Source organism: Streptomyces sp. NPDC031426, from assembly GCF_055581585.1.
Map to the genome: position 1 here is coordinate 34,562 of NZ_JBVIJE010000023.1, position 18,525 is coordinate 53,086.

Here is an 18,525-nt window from a genome sequence, read left to right on the forward strand (position 1 = left end):
TGGTGTCCGGCAGAGCGGCCGCATGACCCGGCCCGCCGAGATCCCCGGCAAGCCGCCCGTGTGGGGCGACCTGCCAAGTCCTCCAGCACACCGCCCGCGTGGGGCGACTGGCGAAGTCCCCCGGCGAGCGCCCCTACGAGGCGACCGCCAAGCCTTCCGGCGGGCCACCCCGCGAGAGGTGACCGCCGTGGTGTCCGGCAGAGCGGCCGCATGACCCGGCCCGCCGAGATCCCCGGCAAGCCGCCCGTGTGGGGCGACCTGCCAAGTCCTCCAGCACACCGCCCGTGTGGGGCGACTGGCGAAGTCCTCCGGCGAGCGCCCCTACGAGGCGACCGCCAAGCCTTCCGGCGGGCCACCCCGCGAGAGGTGACCGCCGTGGTGTCCGGCAGAGCGGCCGCAGGTCCGGTCCGCCGAGGGCTGTGGCGGCGGGCCTTGGGGGCAGTCGCCGAGGGTGGTGGTGCGTCGGCTGTGGGGCCGCCGGCCGGGGGCCTCGGCGGACCGCCCGTACGGGGCGACCGCCAGGTTTGTCGGCGGGCCGCTGGGGGCGGTCGCCGAAGGTGTGCGGTGGGCCGGGCGTAGGCGGGGCCGGCCCACCGGCGTATGGGTGGGGATCAGGGCTGAGCCGCGATCCGGGCGAGGCGCTGGGCCTCCTCGCGGGTGCTGCGGGCGATGGCGTCCTCGTCGACGGTGGTCAGGCGGCCGTCCGTGACGATCTGCCGACCGTTGACGAAGGACGCGGTGACCGGCGCCGCCGCGCCGAAGACCAATGCGGTCACCGGGTCGGCGATGGACGCGTGGGCCAGGGTGTCCATCTTCCACAGCACCACGTCGGCCAGCTTGCCCGGCTCCAGCGAGCCGATCTGGTCGGCCCGGCCGAGGACCTGCGCGCCGCCGTAGGTGCCGAGCCTGAGCGCCTGGCGGGCGTTCAGCGCGGCCTCGCGGTGGGCACCGAGCCGGTTGATCAGCAGGGCGTTGCGCAGCTCGGTGTGGAGTTCGCCGGACTCGTTGGAGGCGGTGCCGTCGACGCCGAGGCCGACCGGGACGCCGGCGGCCAGCATGTCGGGGACACGGGCGATGCCGGCCGCGAGGCGGGCGTTGGAGGACGGACAGTGGGCCACACCGGTCCTCGTCCGGGCGAACGCGGCGATGTCGGAGTCGTTCATGTGGACGCAGTGCGCCATCCACACGTCCGCACCGAGCCAGCCCGTGGACTCGAAGTAGTCCGTCGGGCCCATGCCGAACAGCTCGTGGCAGAACTTCTCCTCCTCCACGGTCTCCGAGCCATGGGTGTGCAGCCGTACACCCAGCCGACGCGCCAACTCCGCGCCCTGCTTGAGGAGTTCCGTCGACACCGAGAACGGCGAGCAGGGGGCCACGGCCACCTGGGTCATGGCGTCGAAGGAGGCGTCGTGGTGCTCGCGCACCGTCTCCTCGGTCGCCGCGAGCGCGCCCTCCAGCGTCTCCACGGCGAAGTCCGGCGGCAGGCCGCCGTCCTTCACGCTGCGGTCCATCGAGCCGCGGGCCAGCGTGAAGCGGACGCCCATCTCGGCGGCGGCCCGGATGATCGAGCCGGACAGGTCGCCGGAGCCGTGCGGGAAGACGTAGTGGTGGTCCATCGCGGTGGTGACACCGCCGCGGGCCATCATGGCGAGGGAACCCTGTGCGGCCGCGTACGTCATCTGCTCGTCGATGCGCGCCCAGGTGGGGTACAGCGCGACCAGCCAGTTGAACAGGTTGTGATCGGTGGCGAGGCCGCGGGTGATCCACTGGTAGAAGTGGTGGTGGGTGTTGACCAGACCGGGCGTGGCCAGATGGCCGCGTCCGTCGATCCGGCGCACCACGTTCTCAAGGCCCTCGGGGGCCTGGCCCGCGCCGACCGACTCGATGCGGTTGCCGGCGAGGACCAGGTGTCCGGAGGCGTATTCGGTGTCGCCCGCGTCCACGGTCGCGATCGCGCAGTTCTCGATGACGATCCGCTGGGCTGCCGATGGTGCCATCGTGCTTCCTTGTCTGTCAGTGGCGGTCCGTGGGCGGAGAGGTGTCCACGGGGAGGGCACGGCAGGACCCTAGGAGGATTTGAGTGCCGGGGCCGGATGGCGGCTCCGGGTGCCGAGATGGTGCAAGAACAGGTTGAGCAGGACCGCGACGAGCGCGCCGGCGCTGATGCCGGAGCCGAGCACGGTCTGCGCCCAGGCCGGGAAGCCGGCGTGGAAGGTCGGTGCGGTCACCGGGCGCACGGACCCGACCGTGTCCTCGGTGTGCACCGGCGGGGTGGAACAAGGCGCGTGGGCCGGCCCCTTCGCAGGCTGTGCCATGGTGTTCCCTCCGGTGTGGCGTGCCCCCGGCCGGCGGACCGGGAACACGCGTCCCGCGTCAGAGGTTGGTCATGTCGACCGGGATCCTCGGCTCACAGCCGTCCCGGAGGATGGTCGCCTCGATCAGGCCGTAGGGCCGGTCGGCGGCGAAGTAGACCTCGTTGTCGTTCTTGAGCCCGAATGGCTCCAGGTCGACCAGGAAGTGGTGCTTGTTCGGCAGCGAGAAGCGGACCTCGTCGATCTCGCTGCGGTTGTTGATGATGCGCGCACCCATCTGGTACAGCGTCTGCTGCAGGGAGAGGGAGTAGGTCTCGGCGAAGGCCTGGAGCATGTGCTTCTTGACCTGCTCGTAGGACTTCTCCCAGTTGGGCATCTTCTGCTCGTCGTCGGTCCAGTTGAACCGCCAGCGGCCGGAGACCGAGGTCGCCAGGATCCGGTCGTACGCCTCCTGCAGGGTGGTGTACCTGTCCTTGACGTAGCCCCAGAATTCAGAGTTCGTCGAGTTCATGACCGTCAGGTCCTTCAGGCCGGAGACGACCTCCCACTTCTCACCGTCGTAGGTGACCTGGGTGAGCCGGGTCTCCTGGCCCTTCTTCACGAACGAGTGCTTGACCTCGTCCGCGCCGATGAACCTGGAGTTGGCGTCGGAGGTCTCGATCCGCTCCCAGGCGTACTCCTCGATGCGGATCCGGGCGCGGTGGATCGGCTCCTGCGAGGTGACGAAGTGGCGGGCGAGGTGGATGCCGAACTGCTCGGCGGACTCGATGCCGTACTCCTTGGCGAACGCGAACACCGTGTTCTTGGTGGTGTCGGTCGGCAGGACGTTGGCGTTGGAGCCGGAGTAGTGGACCTCGTCCATGTCACCGCTCAGGGCGACGGAGACGTTGAGGTCCTTGATGTGGTGGGTGGCGCCGTCCCGCGTGATCTTTACGACTCGGTTCTCGGCCTTGCCGTACTGGTTCTGACCCAGGATCGTGGGCATTTCTGCTAGCTCCCTCGGTAAACGGAGTAGCCGAACGGGTTGAGCAGCAGCGGTACGTGGTAGTGCTCGCCCGGTACGACGGCGAACGTGATCGCCACCTCCGGGAAGAACACGGCCGGTCCGCTGTCCCGATTCGCGGGGGCGTCCTGCTGCGCATCGGCTTGCTTCTTCTCGAAATACGGCTCCACCGCGAAGTCGAGCCGTACGTGTGTGGTCCCCTCCGGCAGTGCCGGCAGGTCCTTGCACCGGCCGTCGGCGTCGGTCGCGGAGCCGCCGAGCGCCTGCCAGTCCGCGCCGCGCCCGGCGCGGGCGGAGAGCTGGACGGCGACGCCCTCGGCGGGGCGGCCGAGCGAGGTGTCCAGGATGTGGGTGGACACGGAGGCGGTGGTGCTGGTGCTCATGGTGTCAGGCGTCCTCTTCGACGAGTCGGGCCAGTCGGATGCGGTTGATCTTGCCCAGCTCGGTGCGGACGATCTCCCGCTCCTGCTCCGGCGCGTTGCCGATCCGCTCCTTGACCGCGTCGCGCATCTGCTCACCGGTGCGGCCGGTGGCGCAGATCAGGAACACATGGCCGAACTTCTCCTGGTAGGCCAGGTTGAGCTCGAACATCTCGGCCTTGAGGTCCTCGGACGCACCGGCCATGCCGCGCTGTTCGCGGGCGGATGTCGGGTCCCCGGGCCTGGGGCGCCCGATCGGCGGGTGCCCGGCCATCGCCTCCTCCAGGTCCGCGGTGCCGAGCGCGGCCATGGCGGCGTCGCTGGCGGCGTAGAGCGCGTCGGGGGTGGCGTAGGGGCGGGCGGCGAGCAGTCGCCGGGCCCACTCGGTGGAGGCACACGCCTCGTGGAGGGCGGCGAGGGCCGCGCGCTCCTCCAGGTCGTTGAACCGGGCCAGGCCCGGGGGCGTGGAAGTCGAAGTCACGGGAGCCTCCGTGGCCGGTTTCGGCCTTCGTGCTGAACGGGCTGCGAACAGCTAACGCCCTCCGAAACACGGCGTCAACACTTTGTTGAAAATTCGGCTGCGCCGCTACGGACCCCGTGGCGCCGCCTCAGTCGCCCTTCTCCCGGTTGAGGTAGTTGTAGACCGTGAAGCGGCTGACCCCGAGCGCGCTCGCCACGGTTTCCACACCGTGCCGCACGGCGAAGGCGCCGCGCGCCTCCAGCACCCGTACGACCTCCTGTTTCGCCTTGCGGTCCAGGTCGGCCAGCGGCCGGCCCTGTCTGCGCTCCATGGCGGCCAGGATGTGGTCGAGGGAGTCGGCGAGCTGGGGCAGGCGTACGGCGACGACGTCGACGCCCTCCCAGGCGAGGACGACGTCCTCGGCGCCGGCCTCGTCGGGCGGGATCATCTCCCCGCCCATGGCGTCGACCAGCGGTTTCACGGCCGCAATGAAGGGCTCGTCGCCGGTGCCGGTCATTCGCCCGCTCCGATCACGTTGACCTGCAGCGAGATCCGGGTGGCACCGGCTTCCAGGGACTTGCGCAGCAGCGCCGACACGGCGGTCAGCACCGCGTCGGCGCCGCCCTCCGCCGTGTTGCCGAAGGGACCGACATCCACCGCGTCCAGCTCTGCCGCCTCGATCACCTCGCGGGCCGCCAGCGCATGCGCGGGCGCCTCGTCCAGGTCGAAGGGCTCGGTCGTGAACTCCACTCTCAATCGCATTAAGCCCCCAAAGCACCCGTCTGACCTGCACCTTCACCCCGAGCTACCCCGCAACCACGATGCACCGCAGGCCGATCGATTTCACGGCGACGGAGCCGGTTCGCCCGTCACGAGGCGACCATAACCGACCAGCGCACGCCTCCGCGCTCAACAAGGAGATCCGCCGGCCGCAACCGGCCGAGCAGAACGACGACCGAGTCGGAAACCTGACCGCCCCGGCGCAGGGGGTGCGTCGGGGCGGTCCGTGATCGTGGTTGGTCAGCCGAGTGAGGTGAGGAGGGTGTTGAGTGCCTTGACCTCGGTGGCCTTGTCGGGGTTCGGGGCGCGCAGCGCCTTCAGGACCTGGTCGATCTCGCTGTCGAGGAAGTGCCAGGACTGCTCGCTCTTCGGCTCGAGGGTGGGCTGGCCGTCGTCCCAGGCGGTCTCGAGGTCGGTCACGCGGGTGGTCGCGGCGGACTGGTTGCCCGCATTGAGCTTTGCCAGGGTGTCGGCCGTGATCGTGCGGAACTTCGCGATCTCAGCCGGAGGGAACGGTGACGTCGCCTGCTTCGGGGTGAGGTGGGCGGTCACAGGTGCGGGGCTGTCGGCCTCGCTGGCCGCGGCCGCGTGGGGCTGCTGGTGTGCCCAGATGAGAAGCGCCGCGGTGGCGACCGCTACGACGCCGTAGTAACCGAGCATGATCCGCTCGCGCGCCGGGTTCGGCGTCCGTGGGGTGTGGGTCAGGTCCTGGGTCTCGATGACATCGCTGCGGCTGAGCGTGAGGTACACGACGGTGGCGAGGATCGCGGCCAGGAAGATCACGCTGGTCACGGCGGTGCCGAGGCCCAGGCCGCCGTCGCCGCTGGGCGAGCCGAGCCAGTCGCCGAGGTTGGCGCCGAGCGGGCGGGTGAGGATGTAGGCCAGCCAGAAGGAGAGCACCGCGTTGGCGCCGAGGCGCCATGCGAGGACGATCGCGACGATCAGCCCGAGAGGCAGGAGCACGGAGACGCCCGGGGTCCAGCCGGTCAGGTCCAGGGTCCAGTCGCCGGTCGCGGTGCCGAGGGCAAAGGTGACCAGGACCGCGAGCCAGTAGAAGAGTTCACGCGGACGGGTGGTGATGGTGTGGACCGACAGGGTCCGCTCGCGGGCGTACCAGATCCCGAAGACCACGGCGAGGACGACGGCGAACACGCTGCTGCTCAGCGCGAGGGGAACGCCCTGGCTGTCGGTGAGGATGTCGGTGTAGAGGGTACCGGTCACGCTCACCACCACGACGGTGAGCCAGTACACGAACGGGATGTAGCGCTTGGTGGTGAGCTGCCAGCCCAGGACGCCCGCCAGAACGACGGTGAAGATCAATGCGGTGTTGACCAGGCCGACGCCGAGGTTCATATTGATCCAGTCGGCGAAGCTCTCGCCGACCGTGGTGCACAGGATCTTGATGATCCAGAACCAGATCGTGACCTCGGGAACCTTGTTCAGCATGTGCCTGGCAGGCGTCCGAAGACTCTCCGGCGTCGTCGCAGTTGTCATGTATTCCTCACGTAGAACGAGCGGCAGCACGGAGGGACACCCCTCGCATCTGCGGAACGGTAACTGTCTACAAAGGCGTAGACAACCTAGTCACCGGGTCATGCTTCCCGACTGTGCCAGGGGGAACCTGAACACATCCTGACTGCGACCATGTATCACTCGCCCCACTCGTGCAGCATGAGCAGCATGGCTCGAGTCACCCGGGAGCGAGGGTGCCTGTCACGACCGCACGAACAGGAGCAGAGTTGTCCAGCGCGCAAGACGGGGCGGTTACGGTGGTGGTCATCGCCTACAACGACGCGGAGCACGTCGCGGAGGCGGTGGCCTCGGCTCTCGCCCAGGGCGATCCGGTGGGCGAGGTCGTCGTCGTGGACGACGCTTCCACCGACGACACACCTCACGTACTGGAACGGCTCGCGGCCACCGAGCCGCGCGTGCGCGTCATTCGCCGCGCGGTCAACAGCGGCGGCTGCGGCACCCCGCGCAACGACGGTATCGACGCGGCCCGCCACCCGTGGCTCGTCTTCCTCGACAGCGACGACGTGCTTCCGCCGAAGGCCGTGGACACGCTGCTCGCCGTCGCACGCCGGCATGGCGCCGATGTGACGGCGGGCCTGTGCGTTCGGCGCGAGCTGCCCGGCGGACGTGAGATCCCCTGGCAGGAGCGGTTGTTCACGACGGAGTCGGTGCACGACGGGGTGGCCGGGCGCCCGCAGACGCTGTGGGACACGCTGTCGGTGAACAAGATCTACCGCCGTGACTTCCTGCTGTCCCACCGGATCCGTTTCCCCGACGGCGCGGCGCACTACGAGGACTTCGTGTTCACCGCGCGTGTCTACGCGGCCGGGCCGCGTTTCGCCGTCACTCCCGAAACCGTCTACGTCTGGCATGTGCGCTATGGCACCGGCCGGGCCTCGATCTCGCTGCGCCGGGACCGGATCCAGAACTGGCAGGACCGGGTCACCGCCCATCAGCAGGTGCTGGAGATCATGCGGGACAGCGGCGACCAGGATCTGCTGATCGCCGCGCAGACGAAATTCCTCGAGTTCGATCTCGCCGTCTACCTGAGCGAACTGCCGCAGCGTACGCCGGAGTACCAGGACCTCTGGTGGCGGATCGCCCGCGAGCACGTGGGCGCCTTCGACGCGGAGGCCGTGCGCCGGGCCACTCCCGCTGCCCGTTGGCGCACTGGGGTGCTGCTCGGACGCGAGCGGGAGGCCGTGGACATCGGGCGGCTGGCCGAGTTGGCGGCCGACCCGCCGCGGCTGACGCCGCCGTACGCCGGTGACGCGCGGCGACCGCTGTGGGACGAGGCGGATTCCGCCCCCGGGGGACCGGACGCGATCGTGCTCGACGGTCTCGACGACGCCCCTGTCGCACTGCTGCCCTTCCACGTCGTCGGGAACGTGGGTACGGGTCGCCGGCTCGTGCTCGAACTGCGACTGGCCGACCTCTACGGCAGGACCGCGCACGCCGGCCCGGTGCGGGCGACCGTCGAGTTGCGGCACCGGGTGACGGGCGCGGCACACCGGTACGAGGCCGAGTGGGAAGCCGAGCCGGGCGGAGAGGGCTGGCGTGCCGTGGTCGCCGCGGACGTGGCGGCGCTCTGTGCAAGCGGCGCGATCACCACCTGGGATGCCTGGGTGACCCTGACCTTCCGGGACGGCGAGTCCGCCACGAGGCCGCTTCGCGCGGGATCCGGCCTCAGACGGCTGGTGCGGATGGGGCGTCGGGGACGGGTGCTGCTGCTCCAGCCGTACGCCACCAACAGCGGCTGCCTCGCCGTGCGCGTCGCGGACGGGCTTTCCGGGGTGCGCCGCGTGGTCGCGGGACGGGTCGCCCGCCGCGTGCGGAGCTGAGCGGCGACGAGGTCAACTGCCCGCCTTTGCCGGCTCGTTCTTGTCGGCCCGCTCGCCCAGGAAGACACGGCGCACCACGCGTTCGGCCGCGTGCCCGTCGTCGTGGGGGCAGAAGCGTGCCCGGAATCCGGAGCGCCGCTCGGCGATGTGCGGCCCCGTGTACTCGCCGCTGAGGAAGATCTCGGCGAGTTGCTCCTGCGTGGTGGCGACCACTCCGGGCGACTCGGCGAGGAGGTCGAAGTAGACGCCTCGTGCGCGGCGGTACGTCTCCCAGTCGGGCGCGTAGATCACGATCGGCCGGTCCAGGGCGGCGTAGTCGAACATCACTGACGAGTAGTCGGTGATCAGCGCGTCGGCAGCGAGGCACAGGTCTTCGATCGACGGGTGGGACGAGACGTCCAGGACGCCCCGCGGGGGGACGGCCCGAGGGGCGTCGAAGTAGTGGGCACGCACCAGCAGGACATGGTCGTCACCGAGCTGGTCGGCGAACCGCCGCACGTCGAGCAGGGGTGCCGCCTGGTCCTGGTGGTCGCGGTGGGTGGGCGCATAGAGCACGGCGGTCTGACCAGGGGCGATGCCCAGTTCGGCCCGGACACGGTTCACCTCGTCGAGCGAGGCGTTGACCAGCCGGTCGACGCGCGGATAGCCCGTCTCGAGCACCTCGTAGGTGCCGGGGTAGACCCTGGTGAACACCTCGGTGGTGTGCGGGTTCGGCGAGACCAGGAAGTCCCATCGCCCGCACTGCTCCACCAGCCGGCCGAAGTTCATGCCGCGTGCGGCCGCGGGGTGGTCCCGCAGGTCGGTTCCCATCTTCTTCAGGGGGGTGCCGTGCTGTGTCTGCACCAGCACCGCGCCGGGCCGCTTGGGCAGCTCATAGGGGAAGTTGACGTTGTTGACCAGGTACTTGGCCCGCGCCATGGTGCGCAGGCAGCGTGCCGAGCCGTCCACCACGTACTCCACCCCCGGCGGGATGGATCCCGTTCTGTCCTTGGCGACCACCCACACCCCGCGGACGCCCGGCGCGAGCTCGCGGGCCTTCTCGAAGACGGCCGCGGGGTTGCAGGCGTAACCGCGGTTCCAGTAGGCGGCGTAGACGGCAAGGCCGTCGTCGACGGGGAGCAGCAGACAAGCGCGGTAGTAGGCCCGCCGCAGCGCGGTTGCCACGAGCCGGGGTGCCCGCCGTGCCGTACGGCGGGCGCGGCCGAGGGCGGTACGAAGTGCGAGACGAAGCCGGTTCACCGGTTCCAGGGCCGCGTACGCGGAGTAGGCGCCCCGCTCCACCAGCCGGTACTGCAGGCCGCGCAGCCCGGACGGGTGGGCGTAGTCACGTGGCCGGAATCTCCGGAAGTGCTCCGACGCCTGCCGGAAGAAGTCGCGCCGCATGGCCTCCGGCACGAGCCCGGGGGTGGCGAGCACCGTCGTCGCGTGGCGTACGGTCCGGTCGAACACCGCCCTGCGGAAGGGCTCGGCGATCTCGGCCTCGCGGTCGATGAACGCGAAGATCCGCTCGTACTGGCCGAAGAGATCGAAGTGTTTCGGGCTGGAGGTGTTGGTGATCGCTCCCGCGCGCCCGCGCCGGTAGTGGTAGCAGATCCGGTCGAGCATGCTGAGCCGGCTCGCTGCGAGCAGGACGGGGTAGGTGACGGAGATGTCCTCGTAGTACCCGTGCCCGAACTCCAGGTCCAGGCCCAGCAGGAAGTCGCGGCGCACCACCCTGCTCCACGCGGTCATGATGAGGTCCAGGGTGCTGGGACGCTCCGCGAGCGTGAACGTCTCGGGGGCGTCCCGGAACAGATGCGCACGCGTATTGCGCTCCATGCATCCCTCCGGGTCGAGGAGGGCGTGGTCGACGATAAGCACGTCGGGCTCGGTTCGCTTCAGCCGCTCCGCGACCGCGGCGAGTGCCCCGTCGGCCAGCCGGTCGTCGCTGTCGACGAACCACACGTACTCGCCCCTGGCCCGGGCCAGTCCCTCGCCGCGGGCTCGGCCGAGGCCGACGTTCTGCGGCAGGTGGACCACGCGCAGCCGCTGGTCCTGGGTCGCGTACTCGTCGAGCAGGGCACCGCTGGCGTCAGGGGAACAGTCGTCCACGGCCACGACCTCGATACCCCGAAGGGACCGCGACGCCCCGAGGATCGAGTCGAGGCACTCCGGCAGATACTCCTGCACCTGGTAGACGGGCAGGACGATACTGATGAGTACCTCTTCGGACGGTTGCATGGCCCGTGTGTCGGTCGTCACCACATGGTCTCCAGTCAGGTGTCGGTGTGTATGTGTTCCATGCTCGGACCCCGGTCAGCGGATGTCGGGGTGCTCCGGTTCGGCGACATCCCTGCGGGTGACGGGGAGGTGGACGACCAGTCCGAGGATGACCGCCAGGAACAGAGTGCCGGTCACGACGGTGCCCAGGGCGAGGCCGCCGTCGCCGGTGGGCTGGGAGAGATAATCGCCGAACGACGCGCCCAGCGGGCGGGTCAGGACGTAGGCGATCCAGAAGCTCCACACCGCGTCCAGGTCCAGCGCGAAGTGCGCGATGGCCACCGCGGCGATGGCCGCCGCGAACAGGACGGCGGACAGCCAGTGGCCGAGGGCCATGCGCTCGGACACCAGGTCACCGGCCGCGGTGCCGAGGGCGAAGGTGAACAGGACCGCCGGCCAGTAGAAGGACTCGCGGCCGGTGGTGTCGATGTGGTGGATGGACAGGGTCCGCTCGCGCCGGTACCAGACGACGAACACGACCGCGAGGACGATGGCGAAGACCGCGGTGCTCGTCACCAGCGGCACGCCCATGTCGTCGGTGAGGTTGTCGCTGATCAGCGTGCCGACGACGCTGACCAGCGCCACCGCGAGCCAGTACACGCCCGGCCGGTGGGCACCGGAGCGGAACTGGACCACCAGGACGACGGCCAGCAGGGCACTCATCAGCACCGACGCACCGGTGAGCCCGAGACCCGCCTTCTCGTCCAGCAGGTCCGCCGCGCTCTCGCCGACCGTCGTGCACAGCACCTTGATGATCCAGAAGTGGACGGTGACCTCGGGCACCTTGTTCCGACGCAGGCCGCCCCGAGCAGCGAGGGCCCGACCGGCCCCCGGAACCGCCTGGCTCACAGACACTCCATAGGTCACACTGCCCGACTATGCCACCGGGCACCTGAACGCATCCTGACTGCCGGCGCGCTTCGCCCGACCCCGCCCGAGGCTGGTACGGCGGGATCAGCGCGCCGCACCTCTGCGGATGCCGGCCTGGGCCGGTGGGCTGGTCGTGGGCGCGGGGGTGGGTGAGGTGCCACCACCGGTGGTGCCGCCGAGCAGCCCGCCGTCACCCGCACCGCCGGTGGTGCCGCCGGTCGTGGTGCCGGAGGTGTCGGTCGGACTCGGGGTGACGCAATGCTTCTTCTGCCCGTGACACGGTCCGGTGCTGCGGCTCGGTGTGACCGGTGCGGTCGGGGTGGCCGCGGGCGTGCTCCGGGTGACGGTGACCGAAGGGGTGGGTGAGGGTGCGCCGTGTTCGTCGGTGCTCTGGCCCGGCTGGGGAGCGGGCGGGAACTGCCGTACGGGCTGTCCTTCGAGGGCCGCGGTCATGTAACCCGTCCACACCTCGGTGGGCATGTCGGCGCCGAAGACCTTGGAGTAGCCGCCGACGCCCTGCATCGACTGCAGGCCCGCCTTCTTCGGGTCCTCCTTGAACATGCTGACGGCCGTGGTCAGCTGCGGGGTGTAGCCGATGAACCAGGCGGACTTGTAGTCGTCGGTCGTACCGGTCTTGCCGGCCGTCGGGCGGCCCAGGGCCTGGGCGTTCGTGCCGGTTCCGCTCTTCACGACCCCTTGCAGGACGTCGGTGACGGTGTCGGCGGTGGACGCGGGCATGGCGGTGGTGCCCTTGGGTGCGTCGAATCCGGGCAGCTCCCGGCCGTCGGCGACGACCTTGGTCACCGAGTACGGCTCGTGCTGGACACCTTCGTCGTCGAAGGTGGCGTACGCGTCGGCCATGCGGATCGCCGAGGGGGTGGAGGTGCCGATGTAGAAGCCGGGGGTGTCGTACTGAAGGCTCTTGCGCAGCAGACCCGCCTTGAGGGCCTCGGCCTCCACGTTGCTGTAGCCGACGTACTCGCCGAGCTGGACGTAGGGGGTGTTGACCGACTGCTCCATCGCCTTGCGCAGGGTGATGTAACCCCACTTCGTGGGCACGTCGTTGCGCTGGTGGAGGAGTCCGGTGGGGTCGCCGGGGTCCGGCATTTCCTGGCCCTGCTGGTTCTTGATGGTGATGCCGTCGTCACCGTTGAACTTGGAGTCCGGGGTGATCGGTGAGGCGGGCTGCCCGGGTGAGAGGACGGCACCGTGATCGAGGGCGGCGGCCAGGTCGATGGGCTTGAAGGTGGAGCCGACCGGCACACCGGTGGCGTCGGCGTTGTCCGTCCAGTGGCCCTTGTCCCAGCCCGCGCCGCCGTACAGCGCCACGACCGCGCCCGTGGAGGGATCGATGGACGCCGCGCCGACCTGGACGTCCTTGTCGGCCGAGCGGTGTCGCGGGTCGAGGTGCTTGTGCTCCATCGCCGCGACGGACGCCGACAGCGCGTTCACCCTCTTCTTGTCGAAGGTGGTGTAGATCTGGTACCCGCCGTGGCCCAACTGCTGGTCGGTGAGGGACGTGTGGGCTTCGACGTACTTCTCCGCCGTCTGCACCAGGTAGCCGGTCTGCCCGGACATCCCCGCCGACGGCGTGTAGGGCTTGGGCGTGGGGAACCCGGCGGCGAGGTACTGCTGCTCCTGGGCGCTGGTGATCTTGTTGATCTTGACCATGCGGTCCAGCACGTACTTCCAGCGCGCCGTGGCCTGGGCCTTGGCCTGCGGGTCGGTGTCGGCGTGCATCAACAGGCTCGGTTCGTTGACCGTGGCGGCGATGAAGGCGCCCTGGCTGACGGTCAGCTGGGAGACGGGCTCGTGGTAGTAGGTGCGCGCCGCGGCCTCGATGCCGTACGCGTCGCGGCCGTAGTAGCAGCTGTTGAGATACCCCTGGAGTATCTGCTGCTTGGACATCTGGCCACCGATCTTCAGGGAGATCATGATCTCCCTGAGCTTGCGGGTGACCGACTGGTCCTGGCTGAGGTAGGTGTTCTTCACGAACTGCTGGGTGATGGTGGACCCGGACTGCACCTCGCCGCCCGTCGCCATGTGGTAGACGGCGCGGAGCATGCCCTGCATGTCGACACCGGGGTCGGTGTAGAAGGTGGCGTTCTCCGCGGCCAGGAAGTCCCACTGGACCAGCTTCGGGACCTGGGCGAGGTCGACGTTCTGCCGGTTGGTCGACCCCTGCGTGGTCATCACCGAGCCGTCCGACCAGTAGTACGTGTTGCTCTGCGCCTGGGTGCTGGGGTTCGCGCTGGGGATCGTGGTCGTGGCGTAGGCGTAGCCGAAGAGGCCCAGCAGGCCGGCCAGGAACAGCAGGAAGGTACCGGTCACCAGCTTCCACGACGGCAGCCACCGCCGCGGGCCACGCTTGCCCGCCCGCGGGTAGTCGATGAGACCGCGCCGGGCGGAGTTCCCGGCCTGCGCACGACGCATCTCCGCCCGGCCGGAGCGTCTGGCATCCGCAGGTCGCGCGTCCGCCGCGCGGCGGCCCCGCCCGTCCCCGGCCCGGGCAGCCCTGCGCGCCGCTGCCCGGCCGCCGTGCGGCATGCCGTCCGAACCGGACGGTCCGGTCCTCCCCGACGATCGGCGCCGGTGTTCACTCATACTCGCCACTCCTCGGCCAGGCACACGGGCTGACGCTCCTGGCAACTCCTACAAGTCGTAAGAGTAAGCCGGGTGCGCAATACGCCGGCGACCGCCCCCGCCCCGAAAACTCACGGCGGAGAATCGCGCGGGACGCGAGTGCGGGGGCCTGCCGGACGCCGACCGCACCCGACCTGAGCCCGATGCCGCCGATCCGGTCGAAGTGCCCGCCTTCAGGCTCTCGGACCGCACCGCCTGAGGCGGTGGCGAACCGCGCCGGGCCCGCGACGGTACTACCGGGGAGCCGTGCACCGGGTTGCGTGGTGCACAGGAGGGCGTGACACACTCGGCGGCACGCTGACGTCTACACGGACTGTAGACAATGAGGGGAGGGAAACCAACCCGTGAGTTCCGGGTGGCGACCATGCTGTCCCATGCTCGACCAGGGAGTGCCGGCCGGAGGAGCGGCGATGTGGCGGCGACCGTGATGCCCGACAGTGCAAGGGCCGCAAGGTCGCGAGCAAGGCGGTCACGGCAGTCCACGCCGGGAGCTGGAGCAACGCCTCGGAGAATGAGTTTGACGACCAACCATATTCACTGGGCTCTGCGTCTCACGGGCCCGATGCGGAGAATTCACTCACCGAAGTTGATGGTCGTCGACCGGCCGACACCGCGCCCGGCGGTGTGGATGGCCGGGGCCGGTATCGCACTCTTCGCGCTGGTCGGCGCGAGCGCGCCCAACCACAACACGCTCAGGGCACCGATCCCCTGGCTCCGGCTGCCCGCCATGTCCGACACCGTCTCCCAGACGGCCACGATCGCGGCGATCGTCCTGTCCTGCTGCGGCTCGCTGGGCATGCTCAAAGCCCATGAGCAGGGCTGGAGACCTGATGCCCGGCTCCTGTTCCGGCTCGGCGCGCTGACCGCGCTCGCCGTCGCCAACCTCACCCCGGTCGGCTCCTCCGACATGGCCAGCTATGCCGCGTACGGCCGTATCGCAGCGCTCGGCGGTGACCCGTACGTGACGACTCCCGCCCGGCTGGGGGGCGCGTACGCCCACCTGGTGAGCAAGGCGTGGCGGGACACACCTTCCGTGTACGGGCCGGTGGCGACGTGGTGGCAGGGCGCCGCGGCATTCATCGGCCAGGAGCGGCCGTGGCTGACGATATGGGCGCTGATGCTCGCGAACGCCGCCGTCTTCGTGGCCACCGGGTACATGTTGCTGCGTACCGCCGACGATCCGGTCCGCGCGGGCCTGCTGTGGAGCGTCAACCCGCTGCTGATCACCGTGCTGGTCGCGGGCGGACACCTCGACACCCTCGTCGCGGGCCTGGCCGTCTGCGCGATCCACCTCGCCCGCAGGACGACCCGGTGGCACCACGACCTGTTCGTGGGCATGCTGATCGGCCTTGCCTGCGGCGCGAAGATCAGCGCCTGTCTGCTGGGTGCCGGGCTGGTCTGGCCGCTGCTGCGTTCAGGCACCTGGCGACCGGCCGCCCGGCAGGCGTGCGCGGCCGCACTGACCCTGGCCGCGCTCTACGCGGTCTACGGCGCGCACGCGCTGACCCCGCTCTCAGCGGCCTCCCGACTGGTCTCCACACCGTCCTTGTGGGCGGTATTCGACCAGTTCGGCACCGCGGTCCTGGGCCCACGCGCGACTGCGTCGATCGTCAGCGTGCTGTGGCCGGTGGTGATGCTCGCGGTGGCGTGGGCACTCCGTCGCCACGCCGCCCCGGACGCCCCCGCTGTCGCCGCCCTGCCGTTCGCGCTGGCCTTCGCCTGGGTCCTCGCCGCACCGTGGTCGATGCCGTGGTACACGGCTCTCGCCTGGGCCCTGGCGGCCCTGTTCAGCCAGGGCCGCGCGACTGAGTACCTCACCATGGCCACCGCCGTCCTGGCCCTTTCGCACAACAGCGGCGGCCACGGCTGGACATGGTGAGAGAGGGTGACGGCGGCGGCGCGGCGGTCGGACGCCAGCCGTCTCCCCGCTCCTCCCTCTCCCCCCACTCCGTGCGACGGACCGGCCGTCCGGCCGCGTAGAGCGGACGACGGATCCGTTTCGGGGAGGGGACTGAGCAGTGACAGCGCGCGAGCTCAAGGGAGTGTTGAGGGGTGCCAGGGGTACGGCGATCGCGGCGGCGGCGATGGCCGCGCTGACCGCGTCGCAGGCGCCGGGGGCGGTGTCGGCGCGGGTCGCGGAGTCCGCGCGGTCGGCGGCACCCGCCGCCGAGCAGGGGCCCAGCGTGTCCGGTGACACGCCCTACCGCACCGATCTGCCCCCACTGCGCACCCGTGAGCGGGCCTCGGCACAGGCCGTGCCGGGCGGCGCCCTGCCCGCGACCGTGTTCGACGCGTACCGGCGTGCCGAGGAGGAGCTGGCGCGCACCGCGCCCGGCTGCCGGCTGCGCTGGCAACTGCTGGCCGCGATCGGTCAGGTGGAGTCCGGGCAGGCGCGGGGCGGCCGGGTGACCCCGGACGGTACGACCGTGACGCCCGTCCTCGGTCCCCGGCTGACCGGCGGCGCCTTCGCCGTCGTACCGGACACCGACGGCGGCGCGTACGACGGGGACGCGGTGTACGACCGTGCGGTCGGCCCGATGCAGTTCATCCCGTCGACCTGGGCCCGCTGGGGCGCGGACGGCAACGGCGACGGGCGCGCGGACCCGAACAACGTGTACGACGCGGCGCTCGCCGCCGGCCGCTACCTGTGCGCGGGCGGCCGGGACCTGTCGAATCCCGCCGACCTGGACCGGGCGATCCTCGGCTACAACCACTCGGACGCCTATCTGCGCACGGTCCGGGCCTGGTACGCGTACTACCTGACGGGACACCGGGTGGTGCCGGACGCGCCCGCCGCGTCCGGGGCCCGGCCGGAGCCGTCCCGCCCGAAGGCTCCGGAACCCTCGCCGAGGCCGTCGGACGACCGGAGGCCGGGCCGCCCGGGTCCGTCGCGCACGCCGTCGGCACCGCCCGCCTCGCCCTCCCCCGCCCCGTCCCGTACGGTCGCTGCCCCAACGGAGTCCGGGACGCCGCCGGTTCCCGTCCCCGAACCGACTCTCACTCTGCCCGGCGGCGGTGTGCTGTCCGACACAGCCCCACTGACCACGGGCAACAGCTCGAACACGATGGGCGCCTCCCCCTCCACAACCGCGGATACCCGGCGGTAATGTCGCCACCCGCCGGGAGCACCGGACCGGCGGGTGAGCGCGAAGGGGCCCTCATGGCGACGGACATGCCTGCGGACACAGCTGCGGCCGACGAGCGCTGGCAGCGCATGTGGAGCCATCGCGAGCAGTTGCTCAAGGTGGCCCGGCGCCGCTCTATGAGCCTGGAGGACGCCGAGGACGCCGTGCACGAGGCGATGCTGCGGGCCGCGGAGCGCCCGGACCTCGACGACGAGCGGCTCGGCGCCTGGCTGACGACGGTGACCATGCGGTTGTGCGTCGACCGGTACCGGCAGGTCAACCGCGAGGCCGAGGTGGGCAGTCGCCCCACGCTCGTCGCGCCGGGCCCGGTGCCGGTCGAGGAGGTGGTGTGCGACCGGGCCGAGGCGAAGTGGCTCGCCGTGCGCAGCGGGGAGCTGCCCGCGCGGCAGGCGGAGGCGCTGCGGCTGAAGTCCGAGGACCTGGACGTGAGCCAGGTCGCGATACGGATGGGGCTCAGCTACCGCACCGTCGAGTCGCTGCTCGCCCGGGCCCGGCGGACCCTGCGCGCCTCGCTGGCCGGCACGCTCGGACTCGTCCTGTTCCTGTTCGGGCGCGGGCGGCTGCGCGGGACCGGCAAGGCACAGGCGGTCGCGGCCACCTCGACGGCGGCGACCCTGGTGGTGGCGGGACTCGTGCTGCCGTACGCGCTCCACGCGGGCGGAAACGGCGGCGGTCCCGCGCCCCGGCCGGCCGTGTCCGGCGACGCCCACGTCCTGCGGACCGGGGCCACGGGCCGGGAACGCGCCCCGCAGCCGCGCACGACGCCGGCCGGGCCGTCCGGGGCGGCCGGCCGGACGCCCTCGCCCACCGCGGGCACGGCCCTGCCGCTGCCGGTGTCCGTACCGTCCCTGCCGGACGTGTCCTCGTCCCCGCTCCCGGACCTGCCGGCACCGCACATCCCGCGGGTGCCCGGGGTGCCGCAGGCGCCGGGCCTGCCCACTCTGCCGGACCTGCCGACGAAGTCCCCCGCCGCCGCAGCCCCGTCACCTCCCCCGCCCCCGGCCCTGCCATCCGCTCCACTCCCCGCCTCCGCCCCGACACCCTCAGGCACGCCCTCGCCACACCTGCCCTAGCGCCCGTACACGCCCCCGGAAAGACGGCGAAGCTCGCACCCACCGCGCCGTCGCCTCCCCACCCCCGGCCCCGCCATCCGCTCCACTCCCCGCCTCCGCCCCGACACCCTCGGGCACGCAGTCGCCAGAGCTGCCGTAGCACCCAGACACGCCCCAGAAAGACGGCGAAGCCCGCCGCCGCCACGCAGCCGCCTCCCCCAACCCCCG

At 71.0% G+C, this 18,525-nt stretch carries 14 protein-coding genes and 1 pseudogene; 4 read left to right on the plus strand and 11 right to left on the minus strand.

Translation table 11 applies throughout. The features are described from left to right. Positions 1–611 precede the first annotated feature (611 nt). The 8 genes and pseudogenes from ACZ5NH_RS34030 to ACZ5NH_RS34065 all read right to left on the minus strand — a co-directional run bounded on the left by ACZ5NH_RS34030 (position 612) and on the right by ACZ5NH_RS34065 (position 6,420). Positions 612–1,997: an 8-oxoguanine deaminase gene (locus ACZ5NH_RS34030; RefSeq protein ID WP_468780804.1), complete on the minus strand. Its 1,386-nt coding sequence runs from the start codon at positions 1,995–1,997 to the stop codon at positions 612–614. A 69-nt stretch (positions 1,998–2,066) separates the two neighbouring features. Next, positions 2,067–2,231, minus strand: a pseudogene (locus ACZ5NH_RS34035) (purine permease); the annotation flags it as partial. A 142-nt stretch (positions 2,232–2,373) separates the two neighbouring features. Continuing rightward, positions 2,374–3,297: a factor-independent urate hydroxylase gene (pucL, locus tag ACZ5NH_RS34040; RefSeq protein WP_388623978.1), complete on the minus strand. Its 924-nt coding sequence runs from the start codon at positions 3,295–3,297 to the stop codon at positions 2,374–2,376. A 5-nt stretch (positions 3,298–3,302) separates the two neighbouring features. Next, entirely contained in the window at positions 3,303–3,698 is a 396-nt protein-coding gene (gene uraH, locus ACZ5NH_RS34045; protein WP_468780806.1) for a hydroxyisourate hydrolase, read from the minus strand. A 4-nt stretch (positions 3,699–3,702) separates the two neighbouring features. Continuing rightward, positions 3,703–4,215, minus strand: coding sequence for a 2-oxo-4-hydroxy-4-carboxy-5-ureidoimidazoline decarboxylase (gene uraD / locus ACZ5NH_RS34050; protein ID WP_468780809.1), 513 nt, complete (start codon positions 4,213–4,215; stop codon positions 3,703–3,705). 127 nt (positions 4,216–4,342) lie between these two features. Further along, positions 4,343–4,711, minus strand: coding sequence for a helix-turn-helix domain-containing protein (locus ACZ5NH_RS34055; RefSeq protein WP_451008325.1), 369 nt, complete (start codon positions 4,709–4,711; stop codon positions 4,343–4,345). After that, a complete protein-coding gene (locus tag ACZ5NH_RS34060; protein ID WP_388623988.1) occupies positions 4,708–4,956 on the minus strand; it encodes a YkoF family thiamine-binding protein in 249 nt (82 codons plus the stop codon). The genes ACZ5NH_RS34055 and ACZ5NH_RS34060 overlap by 4 nt, the downstream gene beginning before the upstream one ends. A 258-nt stretch (positions 4,957–5,214) precedes the next feature. Then, positions 5,215–6,420, minus strand: a complete 1,206-nt coding sequence (locus ACZ5NH_RS34065; RefSeq protein WP_468780811.1) for a COG4705 family protein — start codon at positions 6,418–6,420, stop codon at positions 5,215–5,217. 293 nt (positions 6,421–6,713) lie between these two features. Between ACZ5NH_RS34065 and ACZ5NH_RS34070 the strand changes: the two genes are divergently transcribed. Further along, complete coding sequence (locus ACZ5NH_RS34070; RefSeq protein ID WP_468780813.1) at positions 6,714–8,327, plus strand: glycosyltransferase family 2 protein; 1,614 nt, start codon at positions 6,714–6,716, stop codon at positions 8,325–8,327. A gap of 12 nt (positions 8,328–8,339) precedes the next feature. On the opposite strand, the gene ACZ5NH_RS34075 is transcribed toward ACZ5NH_RS34070, so the two are convergent. From ACZ5NH_RS34075 to ACZ5NH_RS34085, 3 genes are all read right to left on the minus strand, one after another. Further along, positions 8,340–10,547, minus strand: coding sequence for a bifunctional glycosyltransferase/CDP-glycerol:glycerophosphate glycerophosphotransferase (locus tag ACZ5NH_RS34075; protein WP_468780815.1), 2,208 nt, complete (start codon positions 10,545–10,547; stop codon positions 8,340–8,342). A gap of 75 nt (positions 10,548–10,622) precedes the next feature. Next, the gene (locus ACZ5NH_RS34080) at positions 10,623–11,435 is read right to left on the minus strand and encodes a COG4705 family protein (protein ID WP_468780817.1); all 813 of its coding nucleotides are present in this window, start codon (positions 11,433–11,435) and stop codon (positions 10,623–10,625) included. Between the two features lie 105 nt (positions 11,436–11,540). Continuing rightward, complete coding sequence (locus tag ACZ5NH_RS34085) at positions 11,541–14,060, minus strand: transglycosylase domain-containing protein (protein ID WP_388624002.1); 2,520 nt, start codon at positions 14,058–14,060, stop codon at positions 11,541–11,543. A gap of 601 nt (positions 14,061–14,661) precedes the next feature. Between ACZ5NH_RS34085 and ACZ5NH_RS34090 the strand changes: the two genes are divergently transcribed. From ACZ5NH_RS34090 to ACZ5NH_RS34100, 3 genes are all read left to right on the plus strand, one after another. Further along, the gene (locus ACZ5NH_RS34090; protein ID WP_468780819.1) at positions 14,662–15,978 is read left to right on the plus strand and encodes an MptA/MptB family glycosyltransferase; all 1,317 of its coding nucleotides are present in this window, start codon (positions 14,662–14,664) and stop codon (positions 15,976–15,978) included. Positions 15,979–16,183: 205 nt separating this feature from the next. Beyond that, complete coding sequence (locus ACZ5NH_RS34095; protein WP_388624943.1) at positions 16,184–17,206, plus strand: lytic transglycosylase domain-containing protein; 1,023 nt, start codon at positions 16,184–16,186, stop codon at positions 17,204–17,206. Between the two features lie 53 nt (positions 17,207–17,259). After that, complete coding sequence (locus tag ACZ5NH_RS34100; RefSeq protein WP_468780821.1) at positions 17,260–18,318, plus strand: RNA polymerase sigma factor; 1,059 nt, start codon at positions 17,260–17,262, stop codon at positions 18,316–18,318. Positions 18,319–18,525: the final 207 nt, after the last annotated feature.